At 66.0% G+C, this 13,542-nt stretch carries 13 protein-coding genes; 6 read left to right on the forward strand and 7 right to left on the reverse strand.

The annotated features are described in order from the left end of the window. Positions 1-76 precede the first annotated feature (76 nt). On the reverse strand, positions 77-1,423 hold the full coding sequence (locus QA640_RS01230; RefSeq protein WP_283038976.1) for a transcription antitermination factor NusB: 1,347 nt from the start codon (positions 1,421-1,423) through the stop codon (positions 77-79). Positions 1,424-1,614: 191 nt separating this feature from the next. Here QA640_RS01230 and QA640_RS01235 point away from each other — a divergent pair, with 191 nt between their 5' ends. Both QA640_RS01235 and QA640_RS01240 read left to right on the forward strand, forming a co-directional pair. After that, positions 1,615-1,821 carry a DUF1674 domain-containing protein gene (locus tag QA640_RS01235; protein ID WP_283038977.1) on the forward strand — a complete coding sequence of 69 codons (207 nt, stop codon included), beginning with the start codon at positions 1,615-1,617 and terminating at the stop codon, positions 1,819-1,821. A 165-nt stretch (positions 1,822-1,986) separates the two neighbouring features. Next, the gene (locus tag QA640_RS01240) at positions 1,987-2,583 is read left to right on the forward strand and encodes a thermonuclease family protein (RefSeq protein ID WP_283038978.1); all 597 of its coding nucleotides are present in this window, start codon (positions 1,987-1,989) and stop codon (positions 2,581-2,583) included. A 53-nt stretch (positions 2,584-2,636) separates the two neighbouring features. Here QA640_RS01240 and QA640_RS01245 read toward each other — a convergent pair whose 3' ends face one another. Together QA640_RS01245 and acs are read right to left on the reverse strand one after the other, a co-directional pair. Beyond that, a complete protein-coding gene (locus tag QA640_RS01245) occupies positions 2,637-3,152 on the reverse strand; it encodes a L,D-transpeptidase (protein WP_283038979.1) in 516 nt (171 codons plus the stop codon). Positions 3,153-3,524: 372 nt separating this feature from the next. Then, on the reverse strand, positions 3,525-5,477 hold the full coding sequence (acs, locus tag QA640_RS01250) for an acetate--CoA ligase (protein ID WP_283038980.1): 1,953 nt from the start codon (positions 5,475-5,477) through the stop codon (positions 3,525-3,527). 393 nt (positions 5,478-5,870) lie between these two features. On the opposite strand from acs, the gene QA640_RS01255 reads away from it, so the two are divergent. Further along, a complete protein-coding gene (locus tag QA640_RS01255; RefSeq protein ID WP_283038981.1) occupies positions 5,871-7,037 on the forward strand; it encodes a DNA topoisomerase IB in 1,167 nt (388 codons plus the stop codon). A gap of 13 nt (positions 7,038-7,050) precedes the next feature. On the opposite strand, the gene QA640_RS01260 is transcribed toward QA640_RS01255, so the two are convergent. Further along, on the reverse strand, positions 7,051-7,509 hold the full coding sequence (locus QA640_RS01260; RefSeq protein ID WP_283038982.1) for an SRPBCC domain-containing protein: 459 nt from the start codon (positions 7,507-7,509) through the stop codon (positions 7,051-7,053). Positions 7,510-7,625: 116 nt separating this feature from the next. On the opposite strand from QA640_RS01260, the gene QA640_RS01265 reads away from it, so the two are divergent. Then, positions 7,626-8,708 carry an adenylate/guanylate cyclase domain-containing protein gene (locus QA640_RS01265; RefSeq protein WP_283043086.1) on the forward strand — a complete coding sequence of 361 codons (1,083 nt, stop codon included), beginning with the start codon at positions 7,626-7,628 and terminating at the stop codon, positions 8,706-8,708. 140 nt (positions 8,709-8,848) lie between these two features. Here QA640_RS01265 and QA640_RS01270 read toward each other — a convergent pair whose 3' ends face one another. Genes QA640_RS01270 through tsaD form a run of 3 tightly spaced genes read right to left on the reverse strand, consistent with a single transcriptional unit; the run spans position 8,849 to position 11,321 of the window. Beyond that, positions 8,849-9,262, reverse strand: coding sequence for an EVE domain-containing protein (locus QA640_RS01270; protein WP_283038983.1), 414 nt, complete (start codon positions 9,260-9,262; stop codon positions 8,849-8,851). Between the two features lie 2 nt (positions 9,263-9,264). After that, the gene (locus QA640_RS01275; protein ID WP_283038984.1) at positions 9,265-10,245 is read right to left on the reverse strand and encodes an NAD(P)H-dependent glycerol-3-phosphate dehydrogenase; all 981 of its coding nucleotides are present in this window, start codon (positions 10,243-10,245) and stop codon (positions 9,265-9,267) included. 2 nt (positions 10,246-10,247) lie between these two features. Next, positions 10,248-11,321, reverse strand: a complete 1,074-nt coding sequence (tsaD, locus tag QA640_RS01280) for a tRNA (adenosine(37)-N6)-threonylcarbamoyltransferase complex transferase subunit TsaD (protein ID WP_283038985.1) — start codon at positions 11,319-11,321, stop codon at positions 10,248-10,250. Between the two features lie 147 nt (positions 11,322-11,468). Here tsaD and QA640_RS01285 point away from each other — a divergent pair, with 147 nt between their 5' ends. Together QA640_RS01285 and QA640_RS01290 are read left to right on the forward strand one after the other, a co-directional pair. Next, on the forward strand, positions 11,469-12,215 hold the full coding sequence (locus tag QA640_RS01285) for a uroporphyrinogen-III synthase (protein ID WP_283038986.1): 747 nt from the start codon (positions 11,469-11,471) through the stop codon (positions 12,213-12,215). A gap of 74 nt (positions 12,216-12,289) precedes the next feature. After that, complete coding sequence (locus tag QA640_RS01290) at positions 12,290-13,531, forward strand: hypothetical protein (protein ID WP_283038987.1); 1,242 nt, start codon at positions 12,290-12,292, stop codon at positions 13,529-13,531. Positions 13,532-13,542: the final 11 nt, after the last annotated feature.

Raw genomic sequence — 13,542 nt, forward strand, 5'->3', positions numbered from 1 at the left:
AATCCCAAAATCGGCCGGCTGACACCACCTTGAAAGGCGGCGAATCAGCATCGGCTACGCAAAATCCGGTGCAAAATCAGGATTTAACGAGCCGGGCGGCGAAGAATCCGTCGAGCCCGCCGAGCCGTGGGTCGGCGTTTGGCAGGTGGCTCGGCAGGGTCCTCAGGTCGCCGTCGGCGGTAATGATCTCAGCCAGCCCTGCGACCTCGGACGGCTGGATCGCTACGCGGCGCAGCGCCGGTTCGGCGGCCAGCAGCGCGGCGATCGCCTGCTCGCCTTCCTCAGGCTCCAGCGAGCAGGTGCAATAGACCAGCGTTCCACCCGGTTTGAGCAGCGAGACGGATTTGCCCAGCAGGCGCTGCTGAAGTGCCGTGAGCGCCGCAATGTCGGACTCCTGGCGCAGCCAGGCCACATCAGGATGGCGGCGGATCGTGCCGGTCGAAGTGCAGGGCGCATCGATCAGGATGCCGTCAAAACTTTGCGGCGGACCCGCCCATTCCACGGCGTCGGCGACGACTGTTTCGGCCCGCAACGACAGCCGCGCCAGGTTCTCGCGCAGCCGTGCCACGCGCGCCGGCGAACGGTCTACAGCGACAACATTCGCGCCGGCGTGAACCAGCTGGGCCGTCTTGCCGCCGGGAGCGGCGCAGAGATCGGCGATGGATTTGCCGGCGACATCGCCGAACAACCGGGCCGGCAGTGCGGCCGCGGCGTCCTGAACCCACCATTGTCCCTCGCTGAAACCGGGCAGCATGGTCACCGAGCCGTGCAGCAGCGTACGCACGGTTCCGGTCGGCAGTGCCTCGCCATGCAGGCGGCTCGCCCATTGCGCGGCATCCGACTTCACGGTCAGATCGAGTGAGGGCTCATGGCCGAGCGCGAGCGCCATCTCGCGCGCGGTCGCCTCACCATAATGCGTGCTCCAGCGCGCAAGCAGCCAGGGCGGCAGGTCGAGCGATTGCGTCGCGACTTCCTCCACCAGCGCCTTGCCCTCGCGCGCGCAGCGGCGCAGCACGGCATTGACGAGGCCGGCATAGCGCGCGGCACGGCGGTCGGATTGCACCAGGCGCACCGAGAGATCGACGGCCGCGTGATCGGGAACATCCATCCAGAGAATTTGCGCAGCGCCGATCAGAAGCGCGCTTTGCGCGCGCGGTGCCTCGGCAGGGATGCCCTTGTCGAGCAGACGCGACAGCACGTGGCCGAGCGTGCCGAGCCGGCGCAGGACAGTCGCCACCATGCGCCGCATCAGCGCGCGGTCGCGATCGGCGAGCGTCTTCAGTCCGGGATGGGCGCCGCCCCCATCGAGCTGGTCGTCCAGCGTGCGGCGCTTATGGAGGACACCATCGACGATGTCGGCGGCGATCCGGCGCGCCGCGAGACCAGGCACTTCGGTCGGTGGAGCAAAACGTTGAGACGGCATGCGAAGGTAAGGTTCTGAGCGAGCGGCAGTTCCGCCGTGAGGGCGCATGCCTTAAGAAGCGCATCTGTGGCATGCGAATATGCCAAATGTAAGAATCGACTCTGGTTTTTTCAGCCAGCATGACGATCTCTGCCACAAGCGCTGTGTTTTTTGGATCGCGCGCGGCGCGCGCCTGGGCTAGGAAGCCAGAGATGAACGACACTCCCTCAAGCCCGCCCCAGCGCAAGCCGCTCACGCCGGCCGCCCAGCGCGCGTTGGCGGAAGCTGAGGCACGCCGGCAGGCGGCTGAGGCCAATGCCAATGCCAAAGCCGCGCCCAAGGAGTTGCAGGGTCCGAAAGGGCCCGAGCCCACGCGTTTCGGCGACTGGGAGCGCAAGGGCATCGCCTCGGATTTCTGAGACCGGGCTGTCTCTTGCCGGCTGACTAAAGCGCGACGAGATTGAGATCAATCGTCATCCCGCGTTGGATTATTGATCGCGCATGGTCTCCGGCAAACGCGTTCCGCGTTTGCCGCGAGGGAAAACCGCTTCGCACTTTTCCGGATCATGCTTTAGCCTCGGCCGATGTCGTCCCGCGACCGAATCACTCCGTATCGGCCCTCGTTCAGCGGCGCGCCATTTGGCCGCCGCTTTGCGGGCCTGCTGCCATGGATGTTCGTGGTCGTTGTCGTGACGGCGATCGTGCTCACCTACCGGCATGGCACGAACTGGCCCGTTCCGCATGTCGGGGATGACCGGGCGCAGGATGCCGAGATCGTGTTGCAGCACGCCGGCAAGGCTGACGTCCGCTACGGCGTGGACGTGATCCGCACCATCGACGGCGACACCTTTGTCGCGCGCGTGCACCAACAGGATGGCCGTGATCTCGTCACGCGGGTCCGCTTGCGCGGCATCGATGCGCCTGAGCTGAAGGCGTCCTGCCGCGCGGAACTGGAGAAGGCCGAGGCCGCGACGGACGCGCTGCGCAATCTGCTGCGTGAGGGCGGCATCGCCATCTACAATATCGGACCGGACAAATATCAAGGCCGCATCGTTGCCGACGTCGCGACAAAGCGCACGGCCAACGTCTCGCCGGCGCTGCTCGCGGGCGGTTATACGCGCAGCTATAACGGTGGCCATCGCGAGGGCTGGTGCGCGCGCGGCTGGCGTTTCTGGCACTAAAAAAGCCGCGCAGAAAGCGCGGCCTTTATCGTTCGCCTTGATGCAAATCGATCTCAGCGCGTCACCACCACCGGAGTGCCGACCGACACGCGGCTATAGAGATCGGTGATGTCGTCATTGAGCATGCGGATGCAGCCATAGGAGACGAAGCCGCCGACCGAGCCCGGCACGTTGGTGCCGTGGATGGCGTATTCACCGCCGGCAAGCGTCATCGCCGCAACCCCCATCGGATTGCGCGGCGAGCCGCCAGGGATCACGTCGGGAAGCTGTGGCTTGTCGCGCTTCACTTCAGCCGGCGGCGACCAGGCCGGGTTGCGGTACTTGCCGTCGATGCGGGTGGTGCCGGCCCACTGCTTGCCGGACTTGCCGACGCCGACCGGGTAACGCATGGCGTGCCCGTCGTCGAGAATGAGATAGAGCCGGCGCTCGTTGGTTTTGACCACGATGGTGCCCGGCGAATATTCGCCACCGTGCAGCCCCACGACTTCCGGCCGCGCCTCGGCCACCGTCGACATCAAGATCCCTGCCCCGATGGTGGCGGCCAATGCCACCGCAATCCTCATCGACATCGCTTGCTTCCTTATCCGTCGCCCCGAACGGGTCGTTCAAAATGCACGCAAATCCCGGAAATCGCCCGCTCGCCCAGGTATTCTTAACCACGTATTCTTAACCGCGTATTCTTAACCGCGCGCGTTAACCGGATGGTTTCCACGCGCCGCGCCTTGGGCCCAGCCAGCCGCGGGGACAAAGGAAAAGTTCGAATTAAAGTAAATGACCGGAAAACAACACTCGCCGAGAAACATGCGGCCGCGCCGGCGCACGCCCTGACAAGTGCGTGAGGACCAAGCGCCGTCATTCCGGGCGCGCAGCAGCGCGACCCGGAATCCCGTCATTCCGGGTTCGGTCCTGCGGACCGCCCCGGAATGACAAGTGTTGTTGGCTTACGCCGACGTCTGCTTCTTGTTCTGGCGGTTCTTGACGAGGTCGTCGACCACGGCGGGATCGGCGAGCGTCGAGGTGTCCCCCAGGCTGCCCGGCTCGTCCTCGGCGATCTTGCGCAGGATGCGGCGCATGATCTTGCCGGAACGGGTCTTGGGCAGGCCGGGCGCGAACTGGATCTGGTCCGGCGAGGCGATCGGGCCGATCTCCTTGCGCACCCAGGTGACGAGCTCTTTCCGTAGATCCTCGGTCGGCTCGACGCCGGCCATCAGGGTGACATAGGCGTAGATGCCCTGGCCCTTGATGTCGTGGGGGAAGCCGACCACGGCGGCCTCCGAGACCTTCTCATGCGCGACCAGCGCGCTCTCGACCTCGGCGGTGCCCATGCGGTGGCCGGAGACGTTGATGACGTCATCGACGCGGCCTGTGATCCAGTAATAGCCGTCGGCGTCGCGCCGGCAGCCGTCGCCCGTAAAATACTTGCCCTTGTAGGTCGAGAAATAGGTCTGCTCGAAGCGGGCGTGATCGCCATAGACCGTGCGCATCATGCCCGGCCACGACCGGGTGAGGCAGAGATTGCCAGTGGTTTCGCCGTCCAGCACCTTGCCATCGGCATCGACGATCTCCGGCACCACGCCGAAGAACGGCAACGTCGCCGAGCCAGGCTTCAACTTGGTCGCGCCCGGCAGCGGCGTGATCAGGATGCCGCCGGTCTCGGTCTGCCACCAGGTGTCGACGATCGGGCAGCGGTCCTCGCCGACGACTCGGTGATACCACTCCCACGCCTCCGGATTGATCGGCTCGCCGACCGAGCCGAGCAGGCGGAGCGAAGCGCGCGAGGTCTTCTTCACCGGCTCGTCGCCGCCCTGCATCAGCGCGCGGATCGCGGTCGGCGCGGTGTAGAAGATGTTGACCTTGTGCTTGTCGATGACGTTCCAGAACCTCGAATTATCGGGGTAGTTCGGCACGCCTTCGAACATCAGCGTGGTCGCGCCATTGCACAGCGGCCCGTAGAGAATGTAGCTGTGGCCTGTGACCCAGCCGACGTCCGCGGTGCACCAGTAGATGTCGCCGTCGTGATAATCGAACACGTATTGGTGCGTCATCGCGGCATAGACGAGGTAACCGGCGGAGGTGTGCAGCACGCCCTTCGGTGTGCCGGTCGAGCCCGACGTATAGAGGATGAACAGCGGATCCTCGGCGTGCATGTGCTCGGCCGGGCACTCCGTCGTCACCATCTTGGCCGCGTCGTGGTACCAGAGGTCGCGCGACGGATTCATATCGACCTTGCCGCCGGTGCGCTTGACGACGATGACCCAGTCGACGCCTTCGGTCTTGGCGAGCGCAGAGTCGACATTGGCTTTCAGCGGCACCTTCTTGCCGCCGCGCATGCCTTCGTCCGCGGTGATGATGACCTTGGATTTGCAGTCGTTGATGCGCTGGGCGAGGCTGTCGGGCGAGAAGCCGGCGAACACCACGGAGTGGATTGCGCCGATCCGCGCGCAGGCCAGCATCGCGTAGGCGGCCTCGGGGATCATCGGCAGGTAGATGGTGACGCGGTCGCCCTTTTTGACGTTGCGGGTGCGCAGGATGTTGGCCATCCGGCAGACCTCGTCGTGCAGCTCCTTGTAGGTGATGTGCCGGGACTGCGAGGGATCGTCGCTTTCCCAGATGATCGCGGTCTGGTTGGCGCGCTTGGCGAGGTGCCGGTCGATGCAGTTCCAGGCGACGTTGAGGACGCCATCCTCGAACCATTTGATGGAGACGTTGCCGGGCGCGAAGGAGACGTTCTCGATCTTGGTCGGTGGCTTCATCCAGTCGACGCGCTTGGCCTGCTCGGCCCAGAAGCCGTTCGGGTCCGAGATCGAGCGATCGTACATGTCCTTGTACTTGGCCTGATCGACCCAGGCGCGTTTCGCCCACTCTGCCGGCACGTCGTAGATCTTCTCGGACATGTTTTCCCTCCACAAGCGGCAAGCTCAGGCAATGCCGACGTCGTCATTCGAATGATTATGCGTCGGGCTAACCGGACCCGACAAGGAGGACAAGCTGGACCTTCGGCGGGCAAGCAACCATGAGCAAGATCAAGCTGGGCAGTATGCCTGTCGCAAATCTGAAACAGACGCCGATCTGACCCGCCGGCTTCTTTACCGAGATCTCCGGAAGCCGCCCGCGCAGGGCGCCCATGCGCGGATTGGAGGTATTTAGAAACCATTCGTCACTGATTCGGGACTCGCAATGCCGTTCGGAACCCCCTAAATGGCCTGACCGGGTCCAAAGAGACCCGACGGAACAAACATCAAAACAACCGCATTGTTCGATAACAGGCGGAGCTTAGGCGTAAGGCTATGATGGATCAGCAGAATTTCGGGACGATGCGGCCCGCTTCAGCCGATCCCGCCGCTATTGCGCTGGCCAAGGCGCTCGGACAATGGCCGAAACCGACCGGTTTCAAGCGTCCCAACCCGAAAAAGACCTATGACACGGCCCCTGCGACGGTCGAGGCGCTCGCGAGGGAGCTCGGCTTGCGGCTCGGCGACCAGAACGAGCTGACCATCCGCCGCATCCGGCGCGGCAAGGGCTACTCCTTCGTCCGTCCCAACGGTGCCCATATCCGCGACGCCCGCACCATCCGCCGCCTGCACGCCATGGCGGTGCCGCCGGCCTATCGCGAGGTACGCTACTCGGCCGACCCGAACTCGCATCTCCAGGCGGTGGGGCGCGATGCCGCAGGGCGTTTGCAATATCGCTACCACGCCGACTGGGAAAAGGTCCGCGAGCAGCGCAAGGCGCATCGCCTGGAGAAGCTCGTTGGCGCGCTGCCGAAGATCCGGCGCAAGGTGTCCATGTTCCTGTCGGGCGAGGAGCCGACGCGTGAGTTCGCGCTCTCGGCGGTGATCGAGCTGATCGCACGCACCGCGATCCGTCCCGGCAATGAATCCTACGCCCGTCTCAACGGCACCCGCGGCGCCACCACGCTGCTGAAGTCCAACGTCACGCTGGAAGACGACTGCTTCGTGCTGACCTTCAAGGCCAAGGGCGGCAAGGCGGTGCGGAAGGAGTGCGACGCGGCCAAGCTCGTGCGTGCCATCGGCATCCTGCGCAGCGTGCCGGGCAAGCGCATGTTCCAGTATCGCGATGCCTACGGTACGGTGCGTTCGGTGAACACCACGCAGGTCAACGCATTCCTGCGCGAGATCGCTGGCATCAAGATTTCGCTGAAGGATTTTCGCACCCTGATGGCCTCGGCCGTCGTGGTGGAATCGCTGTCGCGGATCACGCCGGCAACCAGCCAGCGCGGCCGCAAGCGGCAGGTGCTGGACGCGATTCGTGCGGCTGCCGACCAGCTCTCCAACACACCGGCGATCTGCCGCAGGAGCTACGTCCACGACACCATCGTCACCGCGTTCGAGGACGGCATCCTCGAGCGTTTTGCCGCGACGATGAAAGGCCAGCGCTCTCAGGCGAGGCGCGAGCAGCTCCTGGCGCAGGTGGTGGCGACCGCGGCCGTGTAGCGCAGAACCGACGTCACATTCGGTTCGCGGGCTGCATCACATCGGGTCCGGGGTCACGACCCCCGGCCACGAGGCTCAACCGGCCCAGATAGTGTTCCCAGCCCTTGTTATGCGCTTCGCATTGTTCTGCGGTCGGCAGGCCGCTGTGCGTCATGCGCAACAGCGTGCCGCCATCGCGTTCGATCAGGTCAATTTCGATCAGGCTCGAGCCGGGCGGCACTTCCTGGCCGCCCTCCCAACCGAACGTGTAGGCGAGACGATGCACCGGAACGACCTCGCGAAAAGCGCCGCGGGCGATGCCGCCGCGCTGGCCAATACCCTTGAGCAGATAGAGCCCGCCGGGATGCGGCTCCATCGCCGCCTCCGTGCCCATCCAGTTCACGATTTTGTCGGGGTCGGCGAGGTAAGCGAAGACAGTGGCGCGCGGGGCCGGGATATGGGTCTCGCGGCGGACTATGAAGGGCTCAGTCATCGGCGTCGGTTCCCAAGGCTGAACTAGGCAGATGGCGCCGCTACAGCACGTGTTCAAGGCCCGCCCACCGACGATAGGTCGTGACAAGAATGGCGAGCAGACCACATGATCGCACCATGCAGTTGTCCTCGACGCTCGCCTGGCTCGTCGATGCCGCCGCTGAGACCACGGGTGCCCACCGGTTGCTCGCGGATCTCGGCGGGCATCTGGTTGCCGATGGATTGCCGCTCGTTGCGGGCAGCCTGACGCTGGACGTCCCGCATCCATTGATCGCACAGCGAACCTGGCTGTGGCGCGCCGAGAGCGGCGAGGTCGTCGAAGCCCTCGGTTTTGCGCCGGGGGCAGCCGCGCTCGCGCCACGCAACGATGCCGGCCGGCGCTGGCTGAGCGCGACGGCCGCCGGCATCGTCCACGAAGACGTGATCGGGCCGCGGCAGGACGGGCCGTTGCTCGGCTGGATCGGGCCGCGCCCGTTCACGCCGCGCGAAATCGACGATCTCCGGCAAGCCGCGCGCTTCGCCGCCGCGCCGCTCGCCGTGCTCGCCGCGCGGGCCACGCTGGCGGCGGCGCTCGAAGCCTATCTCGGCCGGCGCAGCGCCGAGCGCGTGCTGGCGGCGCCGCTCCGCCGCGACCTCGGCGAAACCATCCAGGCGGCACTGCTCTATGCCGATCTGCGCGACTTCACGGCGCTGTCCGAAGCCAACCCGCCGGCCGCTGTCATCTCGGCGCTCGATGCCTGGTTCGATCGCATCGCCGGCGCGGTGCACGCCTTTGGCGGCGAGGTGCTGAAATTTATCGGCGACGGCGTGCTGGCGATCTTCCCCGTGGTTGATGACTCGCCGCGTCGTGCCTGCGATGCTGCCTTGCGCGCGGCGACCGCGGCGCGCGCCGGCATGATGCACCTTGATGACGAACGCCGCGCCCGCGGATTGCCGTCGCTGTCATTCGGCGCCGCGCTTCACCTCGGCGAGATGCTGTGGGGCAATATCGGCGCGGCCAACCGGCTGGATTTCACCGCGATCGGTTCGGCCGTCAACCTGGTGAGCCGGCTCGAGGGATTGTGCAAGCCGCTCGGCAGAACGGTTCTGGTGTCGGGTGCGCTCGCTGCCGAGACCGACACGCCATTGCTTGCGCTCGGGATGCATCCGCTGCGTGGGATCGCCGCGCCCTGCGAGGTCTTCGCTCTGCCGGACAGTTGATGACGTAGCCGCTGGTGCTGCGCGCGCCGTGCCCACCATCCAATCGCGAGCGGTCTTTTTGATTGGTGGGCACGCTTCCGCCTTCGCTCGTTGAGCTACGGCGGACAAGTCGCTTTGCCCGCCTTAACATTCGTGGCTGACTACATCCCGCCCATCTTGCAGACGAGCTTCCACTCGTCCGCCGTCACCGGCTGCACCGAGAGGCGCGAATATTTCACCAGCGCCATGTCCGCGAGCTTCTTCTCGGCCTTGACCGCGGCCATCGTCACCGGCGTCTTGAGCGGCTTGTCGGCCTTGATGTCGACGCAGACGAACTTGCCGGTCTTGTCGGTCGGATCGGGATAGGCCTCCTTGATGACCTCAGCGATGCCGACGATCTCCTTGCCCTCGTTGGAATGATAGAAGAACGCCTTGTCGCCCTTCTTCATGTTGACGAGGTTTTGCCGCGCGGTGAAGTTGCGCACCCCGGTCCAGGCCTCGCCCTTGGCGCCCTTGGCGACCTGCTGGTCCCACGACCAGACGGACGGTTCGGATTTCACCAGCCAGTACGCCATGTTCATTCCTCTGCCTTGAAGGGGCGCGTCAAAAGTCCGGATATTGCGGCGTCGATCGTGCTCTTGCCACTCAGGATCGCTGCGACTGCTGCTGATACCGGCATCTCGATGTTTTGCGAAGACGCGAGTTCGATCAGCACGGGTGCGGTGAATTCGCCTTCGGCGAGCTTGCCGGCTGGCGGCGTCTCGCCGCGCCCGAGTGCGAGCCCGAGCGCGAAGTTGCGCGATTGCGGGCTCGAGCAGGTCAGGATCAGATCGCCGAGGCCGGACAGGCCTGCGAGCGTCTCGCTGCGCGCGCCGAGCGCACGGCCGAAGCGGGCGAGCTCGGCAAAGCCGCGCGTGGTCAATGCGGCCTGCGCGGAGGCGCCGAGCTTGCGTCCGACCGCGATGCCGACCGCGATCGCCAGCACGTTCTTGGCCGCGCCACCGATCTCGACGCCGCGTACATCGGTGGAGTGATAGGGGCGGAAGGTCGGCGAGCCCAGCGCCTGCACCAGGGAGCTGGCGAGCTGCTCATCTTTTGCGGCCAGCGTCACCGCCGTCGGCAAGCCGCGCGCGACGTCGTCCGCAAAGCTCGGTCCCGACAGGATCCCTGGCAGCGAATGCGGCGCAGCTTCGGCGATCACGTCGGTCATGAATTTGTGGGTACCGTGCTCGATGCCCTTGGCGCAGGCAATGACCGGCACAGGCTTTGTGAGATGTGACGCCAGCGCGTTGACCGCACCGCGCAGGTGCTGCGCCGGTGTTACGATCAGCAGCATGTCGGCGCGCGCGGTGAGGGCAAGCTCGCTCGTCACCACGATATCGGACGAGAGCTGCACGCCAGGCAGCCGCGGGTTTTCGCGCGTCGAGGCAATCCGGCCCGCGTGCTCGGTGCTACGCGCGCACAGCGTCACTTTTCGTCCCGCCCGTGCAGCGACCGTCGCCAGCGCCGTGCCCCAGGCGCCCGCGCCGATCACCGCGACGGATTGGAAGGATGTCATCGCTAGAATCCCGCGCGTGTGTTGGCGTAACCGGCCGGCGCCGTGGCGTTGGCGTCGAGCAGCCAGCGGGCGCGGGGCTGGGCCTCCATCGTGTCGGTGAGGCCGAGCGCGAGACGCTCGGCGCCGGCCCAGGCGATCATCGCGCCGTTGTCGGTGCAGAGCGCGGGCGGCGGCATGATCAGCCGCGTCCCCGCTGCGTCGGCGACGTCCTGCAACGCCCCGCGGATCGCCTGATTGGCGGCAACGCCGCCGGCCGCGACGAGCGCCTGCGGCGCACCGAACTGCTCGCGGAATAGTTTGAGGCCCATGCTCAGGCGGTCCGCGGTCGAGTCCAGCACCGCGGCCTGAAAGCTCGCGCAGAGATCGCTGATGTCCTGTGGCTCGAGCGGAACGATCCGGCTCGCTTCATTGCGCACCGCCGTCTTTAGTCCCGATAGCGAGAAATTGGCATCGGGCCGCCCCTGCATCGGCCGCGGAAACGCGAATCGCGCCGCATCGCCGTCTGCCGCGGCGCGCTCGACCTGCGGTCCGCCTGGATAAGGCAGCCCGAGCATCTTGGCGACCTTGTCGAAGGCTTCGCCGATCGCATCATCGACGGTCGTGCCGAGCCGGATATATTGTCCGACGCCGACCACCGCGACGACCTGGGTGTGGCCGCCCGAAGCCAGGAACAGGCAATAGGGGAATTCGAGGTGATCGGTCAGTCGCGGCGTCAGCGCATGCGCCTCGAGATGGTTCACCGCGACGAGCGGGGTGTCGTGCACCATCGCGATCGCCTTTGCCGTGGTGAGCCCGACGATGACGCCGCCGATCAGTCCCGGGCCAGCCGCAGCGGCGACACCCGACAATTCGGCGAAGCCGATGCCGGCCTCTTTCATCGCGCGGTCAATGATACCGTCGAGCAGGTCGACATGGGCGCGCGCGGCGATCTCCGGCACCACGCCGCCGAAGCGGGCGTGTTCCTCGACCTGCGAGCGCACGATGTTGGACAGAATCTTGCCGTCGCCATCGCCCGCGCGCGCGATCACGGCGGCGGCGGTTTCGTCGCAGGTGGTTTCGATGCCCAATACCAGCATTGGCGAATCGTTATCCAATTTGCGCCCTTGCGCTCTTCCGCAAAGCAGAGTTCTGGTACGTCCGGTAGCATTCCGGGGTCGCCAAAGGCAATCGCGCCTTGCAACGTTCCCGAAAGCCTCGTCGCGGTGCACCGGAGAATAGAGATCATGGCCATTCTTGTCACACGGCCGCATCCCGACAATGAGGCCACCGCGGCAGGCTTGCGTGCCCTGGGCTATGTGGTGCTGCTGGCGCCGGCACTCAAGTTCGAGCCGGTGGCGTTTCGCGACGAAAGTGAGGCAAGCTACAGCGGCATCATCGTCACCTCGGCGAACGCGATCCGCGCCATCGCGCCGCAATTGCCGAAGCTTCGTCTGTCGAAGCTGCCGCTGTTCGCGGTCGGCGAGCACACCGCCACAGCCGCGCGCGAGGCCGGCTTTGTCAACGTCATCGTCGCCGGCGGCGATGCGGCGGCGTTAAGGGACAAGGTGCTGCAAGGCGCGCGCGACAAGGTCGTGAAGAAAAAGAGCACGTTGCTTTATCTCGCGGGCGCGGATCTGTCGCGCGATCTCTCGAGCGAGCTCGGCGCGGACGGATTCAACGTGGTCACGCAGACCATCTATCGCATGGCGCCGGTCAAGCACCTGCCGCGCGAGGTCTGCGAAGGTTTTGCCGCCGATGGCATCCGGGCGGTGCTGCATTATTCGCGGCGCAGCGCGCGCGCATTCCTGGATGCGGCGCGCGACGAGGGCGTCGAAATCTCCGCGTTGTCGATTCCGCAGTGCTGCCTGTCCGAGAGCATCGCCGGCGTGCTTCGCGAGGCGGGCGCGACGCAGGTTGCGGTCGCGGCCAGGCCGGACGAAAATTCCTTATTTGAGACCTTGGCGCGTGCTTTGCGCACCCGTATGGCGTAAGAGAACGGGCCGAATCCTTAACCTGAGGGGTCCGGTCCGAGTACGTCGCTTGCAAGTGTGAAGGAAACGTCACGATGGCCGAAGACAAGCCTGAAGACGCAGGATTGGCCCCCGAGTCCGGCCGTGCCAAGCGCACCCCGCCCACCATCGATCTCGAGGCGACCGAGGTGTCCACCCAGCCGCAACAGCCGGCCGATGAGGTGCAGCCGGAGCCGGCCGACGCCGATGCGGCCAGGGCCGAATCGGTCGCGGCCGAGGCAGCCAAGCCGGAAGACGAGCCGGAAGACGAACCGGAACGCGCCGAGGCGAGGGCCGCGGTGCCTCCGATGTCCAAACCCGTGTCCCCCTGGATCATCGCGCCGCTGTCGGGTGCGGTCGCAGCAGCGCTCGTGATCGCGGTTGGCTGGATGCTGGGCTGGCCCCAGGTGCAAGCGCCAACGGCGACGCCGCAGGCCACGACTACGACGGTCGACGCATTGAGCGGGCGCCTCGCCGCTGTCGAGACCAAGATCAACAAGCCCGCGGCACCGGCCGCGGACCCGGCCGCAGCGGCGCGGCTTGACGCGCTGGACAAATCCGTCGCCGCCTTGCGCAGCGACGTCGCAATCCTGCGTACGCAATCGGACAAGCTCGGCAGTGCACTGAACGACGTGAAATCGGCGCCGCGCGACGCAGGTGCAACGCCGGATCTGTCAGGCGTCACCGATCGCATCGCGCAGCTCGAGCGTACCATCAAGGCCGAGCGTGCCGAGCTCGCACAGCAGGGCGAGAAGATCGCCGATGCAAAGTCCACCGACGACATGGCGTTGCGTCGCGTCGTCGCGGCGGCACTGCTCGACGTCGCCGTTCGACACAACGATCCCTACGCCGCGCAGCTTGCGGCGGCGAAATCATTCGCGCCCGATTCCGAGACGTTGAAGCCGCTCGAGACGTTTGCTTCCAGCGGCATTCCAAACCCGGTCATGCTGAGCCGCGATCTCCTCAACATCGTGCCAAAACTCTCGCCGCCGGCTGAAGCGCAGACCAGCGGTAACGGCATCGTCGAACGCCTGCAGGCGGGTGCCTCAAAGCTCGTCCGCATCGAGCGCACCGACGGCGTCGGCAACGACCGTGGCGCGATCATCGCGCGGGTGACGGCGGCGGCGCTGCGTAGCGATTTCAACGAGGCGCGGCGCGAGCTGAAGACCTTGCCGGAAGCCGATCGCGAAGCCGCAAAGGCCTGGCTCGACAAGGCCGACGCGCGCGATGCCGCGCTCGCCGCGTCCCGCAAATTCGCCGACGATGCCATGGCGGATCTCGCCAAGCCCGCGCAATAGACCCGCGCCAA

It is taken from the genome of Bradyrhizobium sp. CB82 (assembly GCF_029714405.1).
In the GTDB taxonomy this organism is placed as follows: Bacteria; Pseudomonadota; Alphaproteobacteria; order Rhizobiales; family Xanthobacteraceae; genus Bradyrhizobium.

What these genes read in the sequence shown, in the direction of transcription:
- QA640_RS01230 (WP_283038976.1), bottom strand. Translation starts at nt 1,423, where the DNA reads ATGCCGTCTCAACGTTTTGCTCCACCGACCGAAGTGCCTGGTCTCGCG.
- QA640_RS01235 (WP_283038977.1), top strand. Translation starts at nt 1,615, where the DNA reads ATGAACGACACTCCCTCAAGCCCGCCCCAGCGCAAGCCGCTCACGCCG.
- QA640_RS01240 (WP_283038978.1), top strand. Translation starts at nt 1,987, where the DNA reads ATGTCGTCCCGCGACCGAATCACTCCGTATCGGCCCTCGTTCAGCGGC.
- QA640_RS01245 (WP_283038979.1), bottom strand. Translation starts at nt 3,152, where the DNA reads ATGTCGATGAGGATTGCGGTGGCATTGGCCGCCACCATCGGGGCAGGG.
- acs (WP_283038980.1), bottom strand. Translation starts at nt 5,477, where the DNA reads ATGTCCGAGAAGATCTACGACGTGCCGGCAGAGTGGGCGAAACGCGCC.
- QA640_RS01255 (WP_283038981.1), top strand. Translation starts at nt 5,871, where the DNA reads ATGATGGATCAGCAGAATTTCGGGACGATGCGGCCCGCTTCAGCCGAT.
- QA640_RS01260 (WP_283038982.1), bottom strand. Translation starts at nt 7,509, where the DNA reads ATGACTGAGCCCTTCATAGTCCGCCGCGAGACCCATATCCCGGCCCCG.
- QA640_RS01265 (WP_283043086.1), top strand. Translation starts at nt 7,626, where the DNA reads ATGCAGTTGTCCTCGACGCTCGCCTGGCTCGTCGATGCCGCCGCTGAG.
- QA640_RS01270 (WP_283038983.1), bottom strand. Translation starts at nt 9,262, where the DNA reads ATGGCGTACTGGCTGGTGAAATCCGAACCGTCCGTCTGGTCGTGGGAC.
- QA640_RS01275 (WP_283038984.1), bottom strand. Translation starts at nt 10,245, where the DNA reads ATGACATCCTTCCAATCCGTCGCGGTGATCGGCGCGGGCGCCTGGGGC.
- tsaD (WP_283038985.1), bottom strand. Translation starts at nt 11,321, where the DNA reads ATGCTGGTATTGGGCATCGAAACCACCTGCGACGAAACCGCCGCCGCC.
- QA640_RS01285 (WP_283038986.1), top strand. Translation starts at nt 11,469, where the DNA reads ATGGCCATTCTTGTCACACGGCCGCATCCCGACAATGAGGCCACCGCG.
- QA640_RS01290 (WP_283038987.1), top strand. Translation starts at nt 12,290, where the DNA reads ATGGCCGAAGACAAGCCTGAAGACGCAGGATTGGCCCCCGAGTCCGGC.